The organism is Candidatus Goldiibacteriota bacterium HGW-Goldbacteria-1 (assembly GCA_002839855.1).
Lineage (GTDB): Bacteria > Oederibacteriota > PGYV01 > PGYV01 > PGYV01 > PGYV01.
This window is the reverse complement of the sequence record PGYV01000007.1, coordinates 106,972-128,283: the sequence shown is the minus strand read 5'-3', so window position 1 is coordinate 128,283 and position 21,312 is coordinate 106,972. Positions and strand designations below refer to the sequence as shown.

The 21,312-nt window shown below is 38.9% G+C and carries 18 protein-coding genes and 1 pseudogene (1 of these 19 only partly in view); 17 read left to right on the top strand and 2 right to left on the bottom strand.

Annotated elements, in window-relative coordinates; all coding sequences use genetic code 11:
- The 15 genes and pseudogenes from CVV21_08700 to CVV21_08630 all read left to right on the top strand — a co-directional run.
- Nucleotides 1-346 (top strand): annotated as a pseudogene (locus CVV21_08700) (hypothetical protein); it begins 29 nt to the left of the window's first position.
- 367 nt (nt 347-713) lie between these two features.
- Nucleotides 714-2,456, top strand: a complete 1,743-nt coding sequence (locus CVV21_08695) for an ATP-dependent RNA helicase (protein PKL91281.1) — start codon at nt 714-716, stop codon at nt 2,454-2,456.
- A gap of 254 nt (nt 2,457-2,710) precedes the next feature.
- A complete protein-coding gene (locus tag CVV21_08690; GenBank protein ID PKL91280.1) occupies nt 2,711-3,283 on the top strand; it encodes a hypothetical protein in 573 nt (190 codons plus the stop codon).
- Nucleotides 3,284-3,432: 149 nt separating this feature from the next.
- A complete protein-coding gene (locus CVV21_08685; GenBank protein PKL91279.1) occupies nt 3,433-4,302 on the top strand; it encodes a hypothetical protein in 870 nt (289 codons plus the stop codon).
- 302 nt (nt 4,303-4,604) lie between these two features.
- A complete protein-coding gene (locus tag CVV21_08680; GenBank protein PKL91278.1) occupies nt 4,605-4,970 on the top strand; it encodes a hypothetical protein in 366 nt (121 codons plus the stop codon).
- Nucleotides 4,970-5,548: a hypothetical protein gene (locus CVV21_08675; protein PKL91277.1), complete on the top strand. Its 579-nt coding sequence runs from the start codon at nt 4,970-4,972 to the stop codon at nt 5,546-5,548. Before CVV21_08680 ends, CVV21_08675 begins: the two co-directional genes overlap by 1 nt.
- Nucleotides 5,549-5,607: 59 nt before the next feature.
- Nucleotides 5,608-6,588 (top strand): hypothetical protein, encoded by a 981-nt coding sequence (locus CVV21_08670; protein ID PKL91276.1) that lies wholly within the window; start codon nt 5,608-5,610, stop codon nt 6,586-6,588.
- Nucleotides 6,589-6,611: 23 nt separating this feature from the next.
- Nucleotides 6,612-6,980, top strand: a complete 369-nt coding sequence (locus tag CVV21_08665; GenBank protein PKL91275.1) for a hypothetical protein — start codon at nt 6,612-6,614, stop codon at nt 6,978-6,980.
- Nucleotides 6,981-7,232: 252 nt separating this feature from the next.
- The gene (locus tag CVV21_08660; protein PKL91274.1) at nt 7,233-8,654 is read left to right on the top strand and encodes a phosphoglucomutase; all 1,422 of its coding nucleotides are present in this window, start codon (nt 7,233-7,235) and stop codon (nt 8,652-8,654) included.
- Nucleotides 8,655-9,702: 1,048 nt separating this feature from the next.
- Nucleotides 9,703-12,066 (top strand): cell division protein FtsK, encoded by a 2,364-nt coding sequence (locus tag CVV21_08655; GenBank protein PKL91273.1) that lies wholly within the window; start codon nt 9,703-9,705, stop codon nt 12,064-12,066.
- A gap of 17 nt (nt 12,067-12,083) precedes the next feature.
- A complete protein-coding gene (locus CVV21_08650) occupies nt 12,084-13,391 on the top strand; it encodes a hypothetical protein (GenBank protein PKL91272.1) in 1,308 nt (435 codons plus the stop codon).
- Complete coding sequence (locus tag CVV21_08645) at nt 13,388-14,413, top strand: hypothetical protein (GenBank protein ID PKL91271.1); 1,026 nt, start codon at nt 13,388-13,390, stop codon at nt 14,411-14,413. Before CVV21_08650 ends, CVV21_08645 begins: the two co-directional genes overlap by 4 nt.
- Before the next feature lie 48 nt (nt 14,414-14,461).
- Nucleotides 14,462-14,953 carry a hypothetical protein gene (locus tag CVV21_08640; GenBank protein PKL91270.1) on the top strand — a complete coding sequence of 164 codons (492 nt, stop codon included), beginning with the start codon at nt 14,462-14,464 and terminating at the stop codon, nt 14,951-14,953.
- A gap of 16 nt (nt 14,954-14,969) precedes the next feature.
- Complete coding sequence (locus tag CVV21_08635; GenBank protein ID PKL91269.1) at nt 14,970-15,311, top strand: hypothetical protein; 342 nt, start codon at nt 14,970-14,972, stop codon at nt 15,309-15,311.
- Nucleotides 15,312-15,317: 6 nt separating this feature from the next.
- Nucleotides 15,318-15,590, top strand: coding sequence for a hypothetical protein (locus CVV21_08630; GenBank protein ID PKL91268.1), 273 nt, complete (start codon nt 15,318-15,320; stop codon nt 15,588-15,590).
- 196 nt (nt 15,591-15,786) lie between these two features.
- On the opposite strand, the gene CVV21_08625 is transcribed toward CVV21_08630, so the two are convergent.
- A complete protein-coding gene (locus tag CVV21_08625; protein ID PKL91267.1) occupies nt 15,787-16,608 on the bottom strand; it encodes a hypothetical protein in 822 nt (273 codons plus the stop codon).
- A 34-nt stretch (nt 16,609-16,642) separates the two neighbouring features.
- Nucleotides 16,643-17,572 carry a hypothetical protein gene (locus tag CVV21_08620; GenBank protein ID PKL91266.1) on the bottom strand — a complete coding sequence of 310 codons (930 nt, stop codon included), beginning with the start codon at nt 17,570-17,572 and terminating at the stop codon, nt 16,643-16,645.
- Nucleotides 17,573-17,989: 417 nt separating this feature from the next.
- Between CVV21_08620 and CVV21_08615 the strand changes: the two genes are divergently transcribed.
- Nucleotides 17,990-19,996 carry a hypothetical protein gene (locus tag CVV21_08615; protein PKL91265.1) on the top strand — a complete coding sequence of 669 codons (2,007 nt, stop codon included), beginning with the start codon at nt 17,990-17,992 and terminating at the stop codon, nt 19,994-19,996.
- Nucleotides 19,997-20,526: 530 nt separating this feature from the next.
- Nucleotides 20,527-21,243: a hypothetical protein gene (locus tag CVV21_08610; GenBank protein PKL91264.1), complete on the top strand. Its 717-nt coding sequence runs from the start codon at nt 20,527-20,529 to the stop codon at nt 21,241-21,243.
- Nucleotides 21,244-21,312: the final 69 nt, after the last annotated feature.

Here is a 21,312-nt window from a genome sequence, read left to right as displayed (position 1 = left end):
GAAAAAATGTGTAATATTGTTGCTTATACCTATTCTTATTTTATCCGGATGTGCAACTGTAAGTCCGGTATCTACAAACAATAATCATGATTTTAAAGAAAAGGGTTTTGAGCATTCTGATAAACAGCAAGAATATACAGAATATACACTTGATGAAAGCATTCTTTGGCTTGCAGGGGCAGGCGTTGGATTAGGTTGTATCGTTGTTGGACTTGGGACATTTCTTCTTGCTGGTTTTTCACAAACGCAAGAGCAATATGATGAAGCAACATTGATGTCGATGCCTTTAATGATAGGGGGCGCTGCACTTGGGGTTGTCAGTCTGGTGTTATATTTTACGTTGTAATTGATGAAAGGTTGTAATCAATTAAAGGATATGAATGAAATATATTTTTAGCATACAGGGAGTTATATAATTACGTTTTATTTATTATTCAAAATAAATCAATAATTTTTGTGGCATTAAACCGTTTAATACAGTATACTTATTTCACCTGAGCGGGATGACTGCCGGGCAAGGAATTGTAACTTGTGTGTGTGCTTCAAAAGGGCACTTTCATTTAAAACATCCCTGCAAGAAAATCCCACGAAGCGGGCTTATTATGCCCGGAAATCTGCGATGTTTTCATTATCATGAATACATTATATTTTTTCCGCTGCATGGCCCATCTTAATTAGCTATGGCCATGTGCCGTAAGCGGAAGGAAAAAGAAATGGACAAGAAAAAGTTTGAAGAACTAAACCTGTCACAGGAAATTTTAAAGGGCGTGACAGACATGGGGTTTGAAGAAGCCACTTCAATTCAGTCGGGAACAATCCCCCTTATGATGACAGGCGTTGACCTTATAGGACAGGCGCAGACAGGAACAGGAAAGACGGCGGCATTTGGAATACCGCTTCTGGAAATGGTGGACGCAAAGAACAAAAACGTACAGGCGCTTGTAATGTGCCCCACGCGCGAACTTGCGGTGCAGGTGGCGGAAGAGATAGGAAAAATAGGAAAGTATAAAAAGGGCATAAAGACCCTTGCGGTCTACGGCGGACAGCCGATAGACAGGCAGATTCGCGCGCTGCGCGCGGGCGCGCAGATTGTTATAGGCACACCGGGCAGGCTTATTGACCACATTGAAAGAAAGACAATGTCGCTTGCCGCCTGTGCAATGGTGGTGCTTGATGAAGCGGATGAAATGTTAAACATGGGTTTTGTGGAGGATATTGAACTTATCCTTAAGAAAGCCCCTGAAAAAAGGCAGACAGTGCTTTTTTCCGCGACTATGCCGGCGCCTATCATGGCAATCACAAAAAGGTATCAGAAAGACCCGCAGCATATTAAAATCACGCGCGAAATTCTGACAGCGCCTTCAATTGAACAGTGCTACTATGAATTAAAACGCGGCACAAAGCTGGAAGCGCTTTGCAGGCTGCTTGACATGAACGAATTCAAACTCTCGCTTATTTTCTGCAATACCAAGATGATGGTGGATGACCTTTACGGACATCTTAATTCACGCGGATACCTGTGCGAATCGCTTCACGGCGATAAGACGCAGTTTATGCGCGACAGGGTAATGGACAAAGTAAGGCACGGCAAAGTGGATATCCTTATAGCCACAGACGTGGCCGCGCGCGGTATTGACGTGGAAGGCATTGACGCGGTATTTAACTATGACGTACCCGCGGATGAAGAATATTACGTACACAGGATAGGCCGCACAGGCAGGGCGGGCAGGACAGGCAAGTCGTTCACCTTTGTTTATCCCGATGAAATTTTTAAAATGCGCGGAATCATGAGGTACGCTAAGATAAAAATAAAGCAGGAAAAAATCCCGACAAAAATGGGAATGGAAGAATTAAGGGTCGCGCGTTTTGCGGAAAAAGTAAAAGAAGTTGTAGCAAAAGGCGGGCTGCAGCACCATATTAAATCGGTTGAAGCTATGCTTACGCCGGATATCTCCTCCACAGACGTTGCGGCCGCGCTTATGAAAATGACAATGGAAAAAGAATCGGGCAGCACAGGCACCGCTCACGATGACATTAACGCGCCGGAACGTTCATTATCAGCTGAAAGAGGCGGCGAAAGAAGCAGCAGGTTTTCTTCGCACAATTCAGGTTCGCGCGGTTCCGGTTCTCGCGGATATGGCGCGGGTTCTTACAGCCGCGGCAGAAGCGATGACAGGCCTGCAGGGCACACAAGGTCCAAAGGCAGGGACAGCGATATCACGATGACAAAGATATTTTTAAGCGTCGGCAAGGGCAGCGGCGCGCAGGTAAAAGACATTCTTGGCGCCATAACCGGTGAAACAGGCATAGGCGGCAACCAGGTTGGCCGTATAGATATGCAGGACCGCAACACGTTTGTGCATGTGGATTCAACGCAGGCTGATAAAGTGGTTGAAAAGATGAACGGGAAAAGAATCAAAGGCGCAAAAATCTTCGCGGAAAAAGCGAAGAACTGATAAGATAGAGGGACGGATGCACAGAGGGACGGAAGGTCGGAAGTTTTAAACGTCTGACCTTTTGTCCCTCTGTTTTTTATCTCACCGTCCCTCTGCTTTTTTGTACTTTTATACTTCCGTCCCTCTGTGCATCCGTGCATCTGTCCCTCTGCTTTTTTGTACTTTTATACTTCCGTCCCTCTATTTTTACGTAATCCTTTCTCTTTCCTCCTGCGTCAAATTATTGTAATCAAAAAATTTCAGGAGGTAATAAAATGAGAAGCACAATATTAAAAGCGCTTGTTGGAACGGCTGTAATAATCCTTGCTGTGGCGGTTATTAATGTCCGGGCGGATGTCAGGTTTGGAATTTCAGCGGATGCTTCCGGTGTAAATAGTTTTTATATGTCGGTAAGCGAATATAACAGGGTTCCGCACAGGGATGTTATTGCCGTCAGAAATCACGGAATTCCCGATGAGGAACTGCCCGTGGTGTTCTTTCTTGCGTCAAAAGCAAATGTAAGGGCGGAAGCGGTGTATAAATTAAGGCTTCAGCGCATGTCGTGGATGGAAGTGGCATTAAGGCTGCGCCTTGCACCGCAGGTTTTTGTTATCAATACGCATGATAAATTCATACCGCATTATGGAAAACCTTTCAGGTTCACGGACAGGGAGATAATTGAAAGGGTAAACTACAGGTTTGTATCCGATTACCACAACTGCCGTCCTGAAGCTGTTACAAAGATAAAAGACAGGCATATAGCATTTAAAGGCAAAGAAAGCAGTTTTAAAAATAAATCAAAAATTGTATATAAATATAAGATACAGGAAAAAAAGCACAAAAGGTAGATAATGTGGTATAAAATAAAAATGCCCCTGAAAAAGGGGCATTTTTGTTTTATAGCGTGAAAAATATATCCGTAAAAATGAAGAAAAAAGTCAAGTGTTTTGAAGTATCAATGTTGTAATATGTCCACGGGGAGAAAGGTTGCGGCGGAATGGTATATAAAAGATACAGCTCTAACATGAAAAGGGCTGTTGACTACATTGAGAAAAATATTAAGAATAATGTCACATATTCCGAAGTGGCGCAGGCTGCGGCCATTTCAAAGGGGCACTTCTGGCGCCTGTTTAAAATGCTTTTTGGAGAAACGATAGGCGTGTATATAAGAAACCGGCGGCTGACTTTAACCGCGCAGAAGCTTCTTTCATCCAAAAAAAAGATATCCGATATATGCTACGAATACAATTTTGAGTCATATGAAGCTTTTTCAAGGGCGTTTAAAAAACTGTTTAAAATGGCTCCTGCGGAATACAAAAAGAAAAAAAGCCGTTTTTATTACCTTGAAAGGCAAAGGCTTACGGGGAAAGACATTGACCATATTCTGGGCGGCGGTATTAATACAAATCCTGATTTTGTAAAGTTAAAATCATTTATTGTTTACGGAAACCTGAAAAAAATCACATTAAAGCGCCTGATGTCTGACAGGCTTAAAAGGGCATCTGAACTTGAAAAAAAAGGCGGTAAAACTTTTACCGCTTATTGCGGATGCGGAAATGATTTAAGCAAAATTTCAATGGACAGCCCGGTTGAAATCTTTTCCGCGAATGATTACGAGAAAAAAAAGAAAGAATGCGGCAAGCCCGAAAAAACTGTCCCGTCGGGCAAATACGCAAGGTTTGTGCATAAAGGCGGGGCTGAAATGCTTTTATCAAGCCTTAATTACATATTCGGTTCGTGGCTGAAAAAAAGCTGCAGGCAGGGGCTTAAATATTTTTATGTGATTTCAGAGAACAGGGTAAACGGAAAAAAAATATTCAGGGCGGAAATTTATATCCCGGCAGGGATAATTAAGAAGCCAAAATAAAATAAGCCCCGGGCCGGTCCACCGTCTCTCTCTAAGAGACACCCCCTTATCAATCGGCCCGGGGTTTTTATTCTGCTTATATGTTCTGATTTGATTAAATTGAAAATAGAACCTTATAATTTAACGGGATTAAAGTAATTATCAGCCGGTTTGGGATGTAAAATATCTATAAATGCCAATTGACATATTTATATGTTTTGGTAAAACTAAAGCAGGGAAAAGGGGCTGAAAACTTGACAAATTAAGCCTGATGGTGTAATATTCCAATATGGAATATATGCTTTTCGGCGGATTGGGAAAATATGGGCGGCTGGGTCACGGAAAAGGCAGAACGGTTCAACAGGGATTTAAAATGGTATTCAAAAAAACATCCAAATGAACTGGAAGCTGTAATTAACAATCTTGAAAGTTATCTGGTTATGCTGAATGAATGCGAAGAACATGTACAAATAAACGCGGGTTTTTTGCATAAGGAACCGGCGGGAATAAAGGCAATAGACCAAAAAGGCGCAAAAAACACAAATAAACCCAGGCAGACAAGGCTTTATGTTTACAGTTTTTTTAAAAATAAGGTTTTGTATTTGCTGGCAATAGGAGATAAGAAAACGCAGCCGGATGATATTAAATATTGCGTTGATTATGTAAGTAAATTAAAGGGAGGAAAATAATGGGAAAACAATATGGCAGTATAAAAGATATGATACAGGATTCGGATGTTGATGAAGGTTTCAGAAAGAAAGCGTTAAAAAGAATAGATAACAGCCGGATTTCCAAATTTCTTCTGGTTTTAAGATGTAAAAACGGTTTTACTCAGAAAAAATTAGCCAAAAAACTTGGATGTACGCAGAGCAGAATATCAAAAATAGAAACATCAAGTGACAATGAAATATCAATAAAAGACCTTGTTGATTACGGTAAAGCGCTGAATTTAAAGCTGGAAATAGGATATAGAAAACCGGACATTAAGATTGTTGACCTGATAAAATATCACGCTTCAAAAATTAATTATTACCTTGAAAAACTTGTGATTATTGCTGAAGAAAATAAGAACGATTCTATTTTTAAAGGTATTAAAAGTTTTATGAAAGAAGCTCACATAAATTTAAATGCAATTGTTTCCGGTAAAATTGCAAGGCTGGATTTTACCGAAGAAAATAAAAAATATGAAACAATTCATATATCCGCCCCGCTTGAAGTGGCAGATGAAAAAATAGAAAAAGAGAATAAGGCAATGGCAGGTAAATAAGGATTTTATTTAGATTTTTTATCAAATAACAGATGTTAAATAAAATAAGAGGATTCCGTATGAAAAACAAAAAGATACCTGATATGCGTTTGATGGAAAAAAGCTTTTTGGACATTAAAAAAACGATTGATTCAAAACAGTTCAATTCTATTGAAGAGGTACAGGCGTTTATGAATGATTTAACCGGAAAACAAGTACCTGAATTTGACGGGCCTGAAACGCCGTTTGACCGCGCGCAGGATCTTATATATGACGCTTATGAAAAAAACAGCATCAAAGACAGGCTGCTTCTTGCGTATAAAGCCCTTTTTATATATCCGGACTGTGCCGATGCCTATAACCTTCTTGCCGAGGATGAGGCTAAGAATGACAGGGAAAGGCTTGAATTTTATTCCAAGGGAGAGGCAGCGGGACGCAGGCAGCTTGGGGAAGATTTTATAAAAAAAGAAACCGGAGAACTCTGGATGCATATTTCCGCAAGGCCATATATGCGTTCTATGCAGGGTGTAGTTAATGTACTTTGGGATATGGGAGAACGCCGCGCTGCTATAGATAAATGCAGGGAGATGTTAAAACTTAATACGGGTGATAACCAGGGAATGCGTTACCTGCTTTGTTCATATCTTTGCGCGGAAAAACTTTTTGCAGAGGCTGATACTCTTATGAACACCGGTAAATATAAGAATGACTCCGGAATAGAATGGGCATATAACGGGTTGCTTGTTGAATTTATTCTGCGCGGTGATTCGGAAAAAGCCCGGCAGCTTGTTCATGATGCGCTTAAACGTAATATTCATGCCGCGTTATTTTTGTCCGGAACGGTAAAAATACCAAAACGCACGCCGGATATGTTTTCTCCGCAAAGCGAGGAAGAGGCTGTTATATACGTGCACTTAAATCTGGAATCATGGCTTTCATCATATGAGGCATATGCCTGGTTTATGAATACCATGGCAAACCTGATGCAGAAGTATGGTCCGGATCTTTTAGGCGAAGGCAAAGATAAAACTAAGCTGACAAAAAAGCCGCGTAAGAATTGATAAACACTATTCCGGAGGCTTAAATGACAGACTATATTACTGATATAGAAAAGGAAATAACATATATTAAACCCTGTGAGGAAGACGATTCTGCCATTGAAGAAGCCGGGCAGAACGCTTATATGTCCGGCGATTATAAAACTGCAGAATTAAAGTTTAAGGAACTTGCCCTTGCTCAGCCGGACCATCACGCCGGCTGCGAATGCCTTGCGATGCTTTATGCCAAAACCGGGCAGGCTGAAAAAGCTGTCTGGTTTCAGGAACGGGCGCTTGTAATTGCGCGTAAGTTTTTGGAGGATGATTCTATAGATATTGAAGTTATTGAAGAAATGGAAGATAATCTGGGTAAGATAAAAAACGGGCTTGAGATTATTCCGTGGTGGAAGATTTAAAACAGGATATGTACTGGTTTAGTGCATATCGGGAAAATATGCACTGTTTTATCTTGAAATAGTGCATATGTAAAAGCTGGGTTTGGAGCAAAAAAGTAAAATGGATGGTTGTATTAAGACGGTTTCAGATGTAAGCACGGTATATAAAACTAATCTGCCTCACGATTCTGTTGTAAAACCGCGAAAAATAATATATCATATTTCCTGTTTACAGGATTTAAACCCAAAAAGGGAAAATAACAGGAGGACATTATGTCAACAAAAGAGATTAAATTCGGGACTTCCGGATGGCGCGGGATAATGAGCGATGACTTTACGTTTGGAAACGTGAAGATAGTTGTTCAGGCAATAGCGGATTTTATTAAAACAAAAGATGAACTTAAGGGCAAACCCGTAATAGTGGGCGGCGATGCAAGGTTCCTCTCGGAAAAGTTCTGCGAAACAACCGCGTGCGTGCTTGCCGCGAACGGCATACCGTCGCTTGTATGCGACAGGGACACGCCTACGCCTGTTATCTCTTATGAAGTTATCAGAAGAAAAGCTGCCGGCGGCATTAACTTTACGGCTTCCCACAATCCCGCGGAATATAACGGCCTTAAATTCAGTCCTTCCTGGGGCGGGCCGGCAACTCCGGCAGAGACTTCTGAAATAGAGAAAAATATAAAGGAACAGACCACAATCAATTTTATGGAAAAAGAAACAGCCATGGAAAAGAAGCTTATAACTTATTTTGACCCAAAACCATTTTACCTTGAAAGGCTTAAGGAAATTGTGGACTTTAAAGCTATTAAAAAATCAAAAATGAAAATAGTGGTGGACCCCCTGTTTGCAACAGGAAGAGGTTACCTTGACACGCTGTTAATTGAAGCAGGCGCCAATGTTAAGGTTATAAACGACCACAGGGATGTGTATTTTGGCGGGTTTCCCCCTGAACCGGCTGAAAAAAACGTGGCTGACCTTATAGCCATGGTAAAAAAAGAAAAAGCCATGCTTGGCGTGGCCACGGACGGCGACGCCGACCGCTACGGCATAATTGACAGCGACGGAAGTTATATTCAGGCAAACAAGATACTGCCTTTGCTTCTGGATTACCTGATAAAAAGCAGGGACTGGCCCGGTTCCGTTATCCGTTCAGTTGCAACATCGCATATGGTGGATGCGGTGGCAAAGATTCATAAAAGGGTGCTTCATGAAACACCTGTGGGTTTTAAATACATCGGCGAGATAATGCAGGAAGAAGAAATAGTGATAGGCGGGGAAGAATCAAACGGGCTTACGGTGCACGGACACATTCCGGAAAAAGACGGAATAATAGCGTGCCTGCTTGTGGTGGAAATGGTGGCCAAAAGCAAGAAGACCATTAAGGAACTGTTAAAGGAACTGGAAGAAAAAACAGGGCCGTTTATAAATGACAGAAAGAATTTCAGGCTTACAAATGAAAAAATGCAGGCAATAATTGAAAGGCTTAAAAATGGCGCCAATGACAAATTTGGTTCTTTTGATGTCCTTGAACTTATCACTGTTGACGGATATAAATTTATGCTTGGGCGCGATACCTGGGCAATGATAAGGCTGTCAGGCACAGAACCCATAGTAAGGCTTTACGCGGAAGCAAAAGAAAAAAAGGTGTTAAACAAAATTCTTGAAGAAGGCGAAAAGTTTATTAAAAGCTGAATGTTAAGCTATATGCAGATAAGCAATTAAGCATAAGCGAAAGATTAAAACATAGCACCTTAAAAATATAGGCGGTTAAGCTATAGCGAAAGATTTTGTTTGTCTTCGCTTATGTTTATCTGCCTATAGCTTAGACCGCTGTTTTTAACGTTTTCCTCTGTCCCTCTGTGCATCCGACCATCTGTCCCTCAATTTTTAACCGGGGTTATGTATATTTTTTCAGTGCTCGCCGCAAACTGGTGTTCTTGCAGTCAAACAAGCTTGAATTATTCGGTAAGATTAACGTCATTAGCAACCGTGAACTCGCGGCACATCCGAATATGCCGGCGCAGCATTACATACATTGTATCGCGTATAAAGTATGCTTGCGCGTCGCTTCTGAAAAAACACACATAACCCCTGTTTTATTTTTTACTTTTACTTCCGTCCCTCTGTGCATCTGTGCATCTGTCCCTCGGGAGTATTAAAATACGAGTTAGCCACAACATATATTTGTTATTGTAGACTAACTGTTAATAACCTGTGGACAAATATGGTTTAAAAAAGTTCAAAATAATTCAAAAACAAACAAAAAACGTTAAATTTTCATCAAATTTAAGGTTAATTAGGTATAAAACCGATTTTATTTGTTGACAAAAAAATTATATATTATATACTAGGTCTTGAAGAAAGGCAGCAGCTCTTACACAACAGGAAGTATGAAAAAAACAGAGATTCAAAAACAAAGGGTTTTCTTAAACTCTTGTTAAAAACTTTAACACCGAAAGGGGGGAGTACCCAATGGCAGCCAAGAAAAAAGCAGCAAAGAAAAAAGCAAAAAAGAAATAAGTTGATTAAAACGGGGTAACAACATAAAAAGGGGCTAATGAGAATTAGCCCCTTTTTATGTTTATGGGCAAAAGCAATTATTAACCATCAGCAATACCGGATACCGGGTATAAAATATCGTAACAGGCAAAACCTGCCCATAAAAATCAATAATGCAAAATAACCGTTTTTCGGTTATAATCACCGGTACGCAATAATAAAATTACAAGGGTGGATACAATTGGCAAAAAAATCAAAAAAAGCAAAAAGCCGTTCAAAATCAAAAGTAAAGCCTGATCAGCAGCCGGATATTTACCTTGCGGTTTCGCTGGGGCTTATTTCTATAATAACCTTCTTTTCCTTTATAATAATAAATGACAGAAACCTGCTTGGGCCGTTTGGAGAAGTGATAGCCAGGTATTTATATGTTTTCTTCGGCAAGGCATCATATGTTATTCCTTTTATAACGGGTTTCTATTCATACGCGGTTTTCAGAAATGAAATGAAGTATGCTTCTACAAGGTATCTTGCGGGGTTTTCTGCCGCTCTTATTTCCATATCGCTTTTTATGGCGCTTGTGGTAAAAGGCGGCGCGCTTGAAACTTTTCATATGGAAAAGGTGGCAAAATTAATCGGACGGGATATGCGGACATTCTGGGAAGGCATGCCTGCCGTTTTAAGGGTAATGGACGGAAACTATAAATTTTATACGGGCGGAATTCTGGGTTATAACCTTGCGCACTTTTTATCCGCCTGGTTTAACATAATCGGGGCGTATATCGTATTTATACTTCTTACTGCCTTGTCATTTTTTCTGCTTGGAAAAGAAGAAATGCTTTTTGCGGCAGGAAGGTTTGCGCGCGATGTGTTTATGAACGCGGCCGATTATGTCAAATCGCTTTTTATGGATATAAGAAATAATAAAGAAGATGATGAAGACGACGAAGAAGATGAGGTAAAAGAGAAAAAACCAAAGGCAAAAAAAGAAACCGAAAAGCCCATGACAAAGAAGGAAGAAAAAGAAGCGGCGAAAAAACTTAAAGAGCAGGAAAAAGCGGAAGAACAGGAAAGAAAAAAACCCGTAAAAAGAGAAAAGTTAAATATAATAACCCCTGATGAACCTTCGGAAAAAAAGACAAAGGCGATACAGGCAGTGGTAAAAGGCGATTACACCCTGCCGTCAATTGACCTGTTAAAAGGAAACGCTGTTGATACCGCCGGCGGCGAAAAGAAAGACTACGCGGAAGACGCGGAAAAGCTGAAAAAGACCCTTAAGGATTTCGGCGTGGAAGCGGAAGTGGTAAACGTGGTGGACGGGCCGGTAATATCGCGCTTTGAACTTGAACTTGCCACAGGCACCAAGGTATCCCGTGTGGTAAACCTTGCCGATGACATAGCGCTGTCAATGCGCGTGGAACAGGTGCGCGTTGCGCCGGTTCCAAATAAATCCCTGATAGGCATAGAAGTTCCAAAATCAAATAAGAAAACTATCACGTTAAAAGAACTTATAGAAACCGAAGCCTTTCAGGATTCGGGCTCCCTTCTTACAATGGCAATAGGCAAGGACCTTGGCGGAAAAGCGATAATTGCGGAGCTTGGAAAAATGCCTCATCTTTTAATAGCCGGCGCCACCGGGTCGGGCAAAAGCGTTTGTATCAATTCCATAATCATGAGCGTGATATATAAGGCATCGCCTGACGAAGTAAAACTTGTGCTTGTGGACCCCAAGCGCGTGGAACTTACGCACTACCGCGACATACCGCATTTAATATCCCCCGTAATCACCGACCCCAAGCACGCGGCATACGTTCTGAAAAAACTTACCTATGAAATGGACTACCGCTATGACATGCTTGCCAAGGAAGGCGCCAGGGATATAAACACATACAATAAAATGGCGTCTGAATTCAATATGCAGTTAAAGAGCGAGCCGGATTTTAACCCCGAAGATTTAAAGAAATCCCTTCCTTATATAATACTGATAATAGACGAGCTTGCCGACTTAATGACGCTGGCAAAAGCAAACGTGGAAGCGTCTTTGCAGCGCCTTGCCCAGCTTGCGCGCGCCGTTGGCATTCACATAGTGCTTGCCACGCAGCGTCCTTCGGTTGATGTTATCACCGGCGTTATTAAAGCCAACTTCCCGTCAAGGATAGCGTTTCAGGTAATGTCCAAGGTGGATTCGCGCACAATACTTGACATGAACGGCGCAGACGCGCTTTTAGGGCGCGGCGATATGCTTTACGCGCCGGCTGATATCAGCAAACCTTTAAGAGGGCAGGCGGCTTTTGTATCATCAGAAGAAATATCAAAAGTGTGCCACTTTATAAAGAAACAGAGAAAACCGGATATATCACCGGAATTTGACATGAAAGATGATGATCCGGACCTTTCCGGCGACGGCGACACCGGAACCGGCGGCGATGAGATGATGAAGAAAGCCATAGACCTTGCCAAAAACAAAGGCAATATTTCAACGTCTTATCTTCAGAGAAAACTTGGCATAGGCTATTCCAAGGCCGCGCGCATGATAGATGATATGGAAGAAAAAGGGCTTATAACAGAAGCTGACGGCAATAAGCCAAGGGAATACATAGGCGATTAATCCGGGAGAAAAATAAGATGTATGATTTAATTGTAATAGGTTCAGGCCCTGCCGGCTATACTGCGGCGCTGCTTGCGGCAAAGGCGGGGATGAAAACTCTTCTTATAGAAAAAAACTTAAACAACCTTGGCGGCACCTGCCTTAACGAAGGGTGCATTCCGCTTAAAGGGCTGCTTCACCATTCAGGACACAGCGCTGATTATGAAAAAATAATTTCAACCGTGGCGCAGAAAATAAACGCGATAAGAAGCGGGCTTAAAGCAAGAATGCAGGCAGCCGGGATAGAAATTCTGGAAGCGCAGGCGCGTTTTATATCCGCCAATGAAATTGAAGCGGCGGGAAACGCCTATCAGTCAAAGAACATCCTTATATCCACGGGTTCATCAGCACGCAGGCTTTTCAAAAGCGGCAAAGTAAGTTCTCCGGAAATAATATTTGCCTTAAACCCGGTGCCAAAGCGCGCCCTTATAATAGGCGGCGGAGTGATAGGGTGCGAATACGCGTCCTTCCTTAATAATATAGGGGTGGAAGTTACAATAGCGGAAGCTGCGCCTTCTATATTATATGGAATGGATGAAGAGGCAGTAAGGGCGCTTGTCAGGGAGTTTAAGAAAAAGAAGATAAAAATAATCAGCGGCGCTGGCATTGCGGTGCCCGATGACGGCGGGATTGTGACAATAGAAAGTAATGGAACGCGCACAGAAGAAAACTATGACATTATAATTGAAGCCACAGGCAGGGTGCCTTATACGGCAGGGCTTAATCTTGAAGCCGCAGGTATTCAAACCGATGAAAAAGGGTTTATTAAAGTAAACGGCGACATGATGACAAACGTAAAAGGCATATACGCCGCCGGCGACTGCATCAATTCGCCCATGCTTGCGTACACCGCATATAAAGAAGCTGAAACCGCCGTGGATAATATGGCCACGGGAAAATCCGGTGACCTGGATTACATAAGGATACCTAAACTTGTTTTTTCAATGCCGCAGACAGGCAGCGCGGGTTTTTCCGAAGCGGACGCGCGGAAAAACGGCATAGAGTATAAAGTATATAAATATTTTTTTAAAGGCATAGGCAAAGCCGTAGTGGAAGAAAGCGACGCGGGATTTTTAAAACTGTTGACGGCGGATGACAGGGTGATAGGCGCGTCTGCCGTGGGTTACGAAATAGCTGATATGATGAATGAAATAGGGCTTATAATAAATGCCGGCGTCAGTGTGGAAACCGTAAAAAACACCATGCACATCCATCCAAGTTATTCAGAGATAATAATAGAAGCCCTGATATACGGCGAGACCGCCCCTTCAGTTTCCGGCATATGAAAATAAAATACATTCTAATTCTGCCGGTAATCTTTTTATTAAGTTCGTGCGCGGCAAACAGGCAGTATTTAATGGCGCCAAAAACGGTTTATTTCTGCGCTGCCGGCGATGTGATGCTGGACCGCGGCGTAAAGGCAAATATGGAAGCTTACGGGTATGATTACCCGTTTGAAAATATAAGGGCGTTTGTCAAAGCGCACGACGTGTCTTTCTGTAACCTTGAAACCCCCATTTCCACGGAGAAAAAAAGAAAAAAGCCATACGCGTTTAGGTGCGAGCCGGAAAAAATGGAAGGGTTTAAAAATTCCGGTTTTAATACGGTGTCACTTGCAAATAATCACATGCTGGACTGCAATTACACAGGCGTTTCGCAGACCATAAAAAATCTTGATGATCTTGGTGTAATGCACGCGGGCGCGGGATATAACAGGGAGCACGCGCTTGAACCGCGCATAATAACCGGCAACGGTGTGACAATAGCGCTGTTTGCGTTTGCGGATTTTTATTATGAGACTGATAAAGATATGAACAGCTGTAACACGCCGCAGCCGTGCCACCCTTCAGAAAAAGAGATGCGTAAAGCCGTGTCTGCGGCAAAAGGGCTGGCTGATTATATTTTTGTGTCTTTTCACTGGGGGGAAGAATATAAAAATTATCCCGGTAAAAAACAGAAAAAACTTGCGCGTATGCTTGTGGATTCCGGCGCTGACCTTATCATAGGACACCACCCTCACGTACTGCAGGGGATAGAAAAATATAAAAATGCGATAATACTTTACAGCCTGGGTAATTTTGTATTTGACCAGTTTAAGGACATACAGACAGACACCATGATATTCAGCTGCAGGTTATCCGACGGAGCCGTAAAAGACGCGTATATTACGCCGGCAAAGATTGAAAAAAGCAGGCCGCATTTTGCCAAGGGCGAAGAAGCCGCTGTTATAAAGGAAAGGATTAAGGAGTATTCAAAGGGGATGAATGTGAAATTCACGGAACACGGAAACAGGATGTTTATTGAATAACGGTTTGTTGTTTAAATTCTAATTGATATTTAGCGGGATAATAATATAATGTATGAAAATTTTGCGGAGGCATATATGATAGGAAAACAGGATGTGGAAGGTTTTTTTGGAAATAAGAAAATCGCGGTGATAGGCGCTTCAAGAAACAATAAAAAATACGGCAATATGCTTTATATGGAGCTTATAAAAAAAGGGTATGAAGTGTTTCCGGTTAATCCCAACGCGTCTGAAATAAACGGCGAGCCGGCGTTTAAAAGCGTGGCAGATATACCCGGCGGCGTAAACGCGGCGATTGCCGTGGTGCCGCCCGCGGAACAGGACAAAGTGGCAAATGAATGCGCAAAAGCCGGCGTGAAAGAACTTTGGATTCACGAACACGTTATGAAAGGCATATCAAACACAAAGGCAATAGCGGCATGCGAGACCAACGGGATAAAGTGTATTACAGGGTTCTGCCCAATGATGTTTATGCCAAACGCGGGTTTTCCGCACAATATACATAAAGGTATAATGGGTTTATTTGGCGCGCTGCCAAAATAAAAACGGGAGGGTTTAAATGACAACAAAAAAACAAAATAAAGGCATTGATGAAAAGTACTGTTCCAGCTGCGGGGAAATAATTAAAGCCGCCGCGGAAATATGCCCGCATTGCGGCGTAAGGCAGCCTGCAGTTTCGGGTTCAGTACCTGATATTTCAGAAAAATGGCTTGTGTCCCTTCTTCTGTGTATTTTTTTGGGGTTTCTTGGCGCTCACAGGTTCTATGTGGGCAAAGTGGGAACAGGAATACTGATGCTGTTAACAGGCGGCGGATGCGGAATATGGGTTATCATTGACCTTATCCTGATACTTACGCAGAAGTTTACCGATAAAAGCGGCAATGTAATTACAAGCAAGTAAACAGCTGTGAAAGTACCTTTAAAAATAGTTATTACAGCAGCACTGCTTTGCGGTTTATATTTTTTTCCGTATGATATTATATTTAACGGAAAAAGCTTCTGCCTGTATAAAAACCTTTTTGGATTTGAATGCCCGGGCTGCGGCATAACACGCGCAGCTTGGCTTTTAATCCACCTTAAATTTTCCGGTGCTTTTGCCATGAACAAACTTATCATCATAGTATTTCCCCTGGCTGCATTTTTATATGGAAGATGGATTATAGGGACCAAACGCGCGTAGAGTAAAAGAAAAATTAATATAAAAGTTATTGATTGTGATTTTATGCCAGTGTTTGTAGACGAGCAGATGAAAGAGGCGGGCTTTTGATGCGCCTATGGGTTTTAATCGCCGCTGTATTTCTTTGTTAATTATTGTTTGTTTTAAAACAAATTACTATAACAATTTCGCTGTTTTAATTATTTGATTTACCTTCTTTTCAAAGATTATAATGTTCTAGTATTTTTTCTTTGAAATATTCTTCTGCTTCGGTTTTGTTGAGATATATTCCAAAAAATCTTATAGAACTTAAAAATGAAATGATTGTATATTCTGCCGCTTTCATCATTATGCCATCAACTAATTTGAGTTTATAATGTGTTACACTATTTTTTTTTAATTCGGGATTGAATTCATACATTTTTAAAAAACCAGCAGGGGTAGCATGTAAAACTTGCGAGGATGCTCTATATAATTGACAATATAGTAATTCGTAAAAATGTTTATTTTGTTCGGGTATATAATTTAAATAATTTTCATCGATAAGTTTAGTTCTACTTAATAAGTCGGTATTCGTCCACGATTGTGGATTATTTTTATAATTTCTTTTTTGTTTAATTTGCTTAACTTTTTCGCTGATTTCTGAAACTCTACTTTCTTCTATTTTGATATATTTATCTAATTTCATTTCCTTTATGTGTGTGTTTCCCTTATTAATTTGAAAAAAATCGTACTCACAAAATTTTTCTAAATCATCAGGTATAATCGGTTTCGCAAGCAACCCCATATTTATAGTTGTTTCAAATATTTGTCTACTCAATGCAAAAATATCCGATACTTTGTAAGTTGATATTAGATATTGGATAGTTTCAAACGATTTCAAATTCAATTCGTGTAATGAATATAGAATATTATTACGTATTTGGTTTTCTTCCGAATCAGAAGGAATAGTTATTGGATAAAACAGTCTCTTTTGAAAAGAAATAATAGAAGAAATTTCTTTTATATCTTCTTGTAAAATTTGCTCTTCTTTAGCATCCATTAGTTCTTCCTTAAGTTTAGGGTATCTTTTTTTGTTATTCCTGTTTATTAAGTAAATACTCTACAATATTAACCTTCGATAAGAGTATAAGTTCTCCTGTCAGCGCTATGTTCAGCGCTGTCATTAGAACAAGTGTTATTGAACAATACTTTTCGTGTTCGAACGGATTTCCGTATTTATTACTTTTTATATTGTGATGACTTAGAAACCCTCTGATTCTTACGACAAATTCAATAATTTCGTTTTCCCAATCGACAATTCCAAACTCAACCCCTAACCCCATACAACTACTTTTATGTTTATTATCAATTTGTGAAATTGAAACTCTGAACCCCTGTAAAAGATTTCCAGATTTTTTAAATTCACTTATCATTTTTTTTGACTTCGAATGACCGTTGGCATAAATGCTTTCCATTGCTAAAAATAAATATTTGAAAGAATCGATATATCTGAATTTCTTGAAATAATTTTCTCCTTCTCTATAGAAAGATAGCGGCACTTTTAATTTATTAAGTGCGGCATTCTCTTTCAGCATTTGCAGGAGTAATTGCATATTAATTTTTTCATGTCTAATGGGATATTTGCCATTTATCGAATGCGAAAACACCATGTTACTTTTTCTCTCGATTTCATTTTCGGGAGTCCAGAATTCTTTCCTGTTTTCCCAAGTTATTTTTTCCAATTCATAATGAAGCCCTAAAAAATTTTCTAAATGTATCATTATATCAATAAACTTCTTATAATAGACTTCGTCTCTATTTACAATTAATTCGTTCATATTATTAGTTGCTTTTTTGATATATGTATAGTTATTATCAGTCATTGGGATTGAAACGCTTGTTGACACTTCATTTAAAAAACCATTTTTTGGAATTAAGGAAATAGTTATTCCATTAACGATAAATATTTCTTCTCTGTGCAATGGAATTGTGCATTTAGTCTCGCAAATTATACCGTATTTCATTTTTCCTCAAAAAAATTATTTATAACCTTTTCTCAACTGGGACACGTATCTTATTTGATTATACTCTGCTATATCAAGCAGTCAATGATTATCCATTAGAGATAGGATGTCTCTTATTTTTCGTGCCGGGGATTATCACCTAGGGCTGCCGTAAACAAATAGAAAATTTAGTTGATCAGATATCGGAGTTACGGAATATTGTTAATAGAGAGAAAGATATAGATTTTTTACAAAAAAAATTAGTACAATTCTAGAAAGTTATATAAATAATTGAGAAACTCGGGATCTAAAAATACCAAAACTACTACGTATTCTAATATTTAATAAAATAATAATTGTAAAACGATATATTTAAAGTATACTGAAATATATAAAAATGGTTAATATTAAAAATGGGAGTAAGGACGGGAGGCGAACATGCTAAACAACTTATCATCGTATCTTCTAATTAAAACATTTTATGAGCGGGAAAAAAGTCTAATTGATAGCTTTCTCCCATTTGTCGTTTATGTAATAGATAACAAAAAGGATAATACAATGCTATTTGATGAAATGACAGATAAGCTAAAAGAGTCATTCTGTCTCGATGTTCCTATAAATTCTTTACATACTCTTCTGAACAGATTAAAAAAATTAAATTTGATCGGGTGCAGTAAATTTAAAGAATATTTCTTGACAGAAAGCGGGAAAGAATACGCTAAGAAATTTTCTACAGCAGATGAAGAAATCAGGAAAATAAATCAATTATTTGATTATTTAATGATTGAATTTAAAAAGTTTGGCCTTGAAAGAAGTAAGAACGAAATAGAAAAAATACTTGTAAGAATATTAAGTAAACAAGTGGAAGTGATGAAAAAATATTTTATTAAAATGAATAAAACGCAGCATCAAACATCAATACAAGAACGAAATGAAAAAATTGATGTTAAGGAAACTGAAGTGCTGATAAACATACTTGAGCGAATCTATGTAAATGAACCTGAACAATATGAGGTATTGTCCAGTCTGATTAGAGGCAGTATTTTATCCGTTTCGTTGAACGCAGCAGAGATGAATGAACTGGGAAGAAAGTTTGAAAAAATAACCGTATATTTAGACAGCAATATTATGTTTAGCATATTAAATTTGCATCATGATTCTTATACAAAACCTGCACTTGAGTTATTTAAAATGATAAAGGACATAAAAGATGTTGAAATAAAAGTATTTGATTTTACGATAACGGAATGTGTTAACGTCCTTCATGGATATGACTACAAAGAATTTAACTACATTACTGGGATTGATATTTATTCTATTTATTCTGCATTAAAAAACAAGGGTTGGTCATCAATGAGAGTTAGAGAATTTGTAATCCATATAGATGATGAGATAAGAAAATTAGGAATAACAATAGAAAATACAGGAATAACGGACATTGAAAAATTTCAAGATTATAATAAAAACGACTATGCGGAATTAAAGAAAAGGAAAGAAAAAAGAAATCTAAATAAATCGCTGGATGAGGATGAAATAAAAGATGTAACACCGAATTCGGTTAAACACGATTTAGCAGTAATTGAATTAATTAAGAAAAAAAGAAAAGGAAATGTACGTAATTTTGAACAAGCAAAATATATATTTTTGACATCGGATTTTACTTTGTTTAAATTCGATAACGACATTCATAAGCACTTTGTAAATTTAACGATAGCAGAAGTGATGTTTGATAAGGTTTTTACAAATCTTTTATGGTTAAAAATACCAAAGACAATCGACCTAGAAGCAATTTTATCTATATTTAAAAACTCATTATTAATTGACGAGGGTGTATGGGAATACTTTGTTGAATTATTAGTACAGGAAAAAAATTCGGGAACAATTACAGAAGAACATATGACCGAACTTATTTATGATCAAGAAACAAGAAATTTATTGATAAATGCCTCTATAACTAAAAATGTTGATGAGATTAACAGCAAAAACCTTTCTGTAATGGTTGAAAATTTGAAAAAAAAGCAGGAGACAAATGAAGCTCAACAAAAAAAAGAATTGAATGAAGTTAAACAAATGTTTGAGCGTAAGTATTCAGAACAAGAACAGAGTTTTCACAACAGAGAACAAGAACAGGAAAGAAGATTTGATAAAAAAGTCAATGACTTAAAGAGTGAATTCAAAAACGATATTGATAACATGGTAAAAAAGAATTCAAAAAAAGATATTATAATTGTTTCCCTCATTTTAATTTCTGTAATTATTGGATTTATTTTAGATGTTATTGTTGGAACGAAAATTGGAACCGGAAATACAAATGTAGAAAGATTATTGAGCCTAAATTGGATAAATGCTTGTATTATAGGATTCCCTGTAATTATTGCTATTGGAATCAGTTTTCTTATTAGCAGGAAGACAACAAAAGAACTAATTGATTTAGCCTCCAAATAATTCTTAGTTTTTATAAAGTATTAATCCAATATTCGATTTTTACTCGCTGTTTTATATTGTGTTTTTACGGTGAACGCTTCAACGAAATATCGCCATTAACCCATGATTATCGATATTTTTACAAAATAATAATTATAGTTATTCCAGTGATTTGAAAGTCACGCTTTAACACAGTAGAAAAGCAGAGGATACTATAAAAAAACCTAATTAATCATTATCAAATTATGAGGAAAAGCATATCTTATAGTAGAAGATTGCAGGGGATTAGTTGATATTTAATTAAAGCAAAGTTACGGCAATATGATTCGGGGCGTAATTTTTGTCTCTAAAAAAAGCACTTTTTCATAATAAAATACATCCGCAATGATCATACTCTTGACCGGGGTTATTTTATGCAGTATAATATAGTAGATTATAGTAGAAAACCTTGTTAATACGATTCATCCGCATAACGGAGACGGAAGATAACAGACTAAAATGTGCGCCAAGAAAGCCCAACAGACTTTCCTGAAACGCCCGAAGGATTTCAAGTGACACTTTTGCGGTTAAGAGCAATTATTATAGTTCAATGCGCGTTTGCTTATATTATCGGTTTTTTTACTGTCATGAACGCGATACTTCCGGATATAAGCAAAATAAAAACAAGAGTAACCATAAAGGCATACAACGGGAAAACCTATATCAAACGTTCTGTTTCTCCGTATTCAAAAGATTTTGTCCGCTCCGCTGAACTTCCCAAATACGTCACAGGCGCGATAATTGCCGCGGAAGACGGAAGTTTTTTCAGGCATAAAGGGGTTAATATAGATGAAACTTTAAGGGCCGCAAGATATGACATACTTCATCTTAAATTGAAGTACGGCGGCAGCACAATAACCCAGCAGCTTGTTAAAAACGCGTATTTGACCAAAGAAAAAACAGTTAAAAGAAAGATAATAGAGGCAATAACCGCCCTTCGCGTTGAAAATAAACTTACAAAAAGGCAGATACTTGATTACTATATAAATATCGCGGAATTTGGAAAGGGAATTTACGGTATTAAACAGGCTTCAAAAGTATACTTTAACAAATCTCCGCATGAACTTACGCCCAAAGAAGCGGCCATGCTTGCCGTTGTTATCCCCCGGCCGAAGGCAAGGGGAAAAGAACTTTTAACAAAGCAGAAAGAAGAATTCCAGAAAAGGCGCGTTGCAAGGATAATTGCAAGGATGAAATTAAGGGGATACATAAAAGAGAGCGGGGCATAAACTCTAAGGAAGCTTAGATTAGAGGCTTGGATGCTTGAAGAAACAACTATAAAGACAACTGCCGCGCCT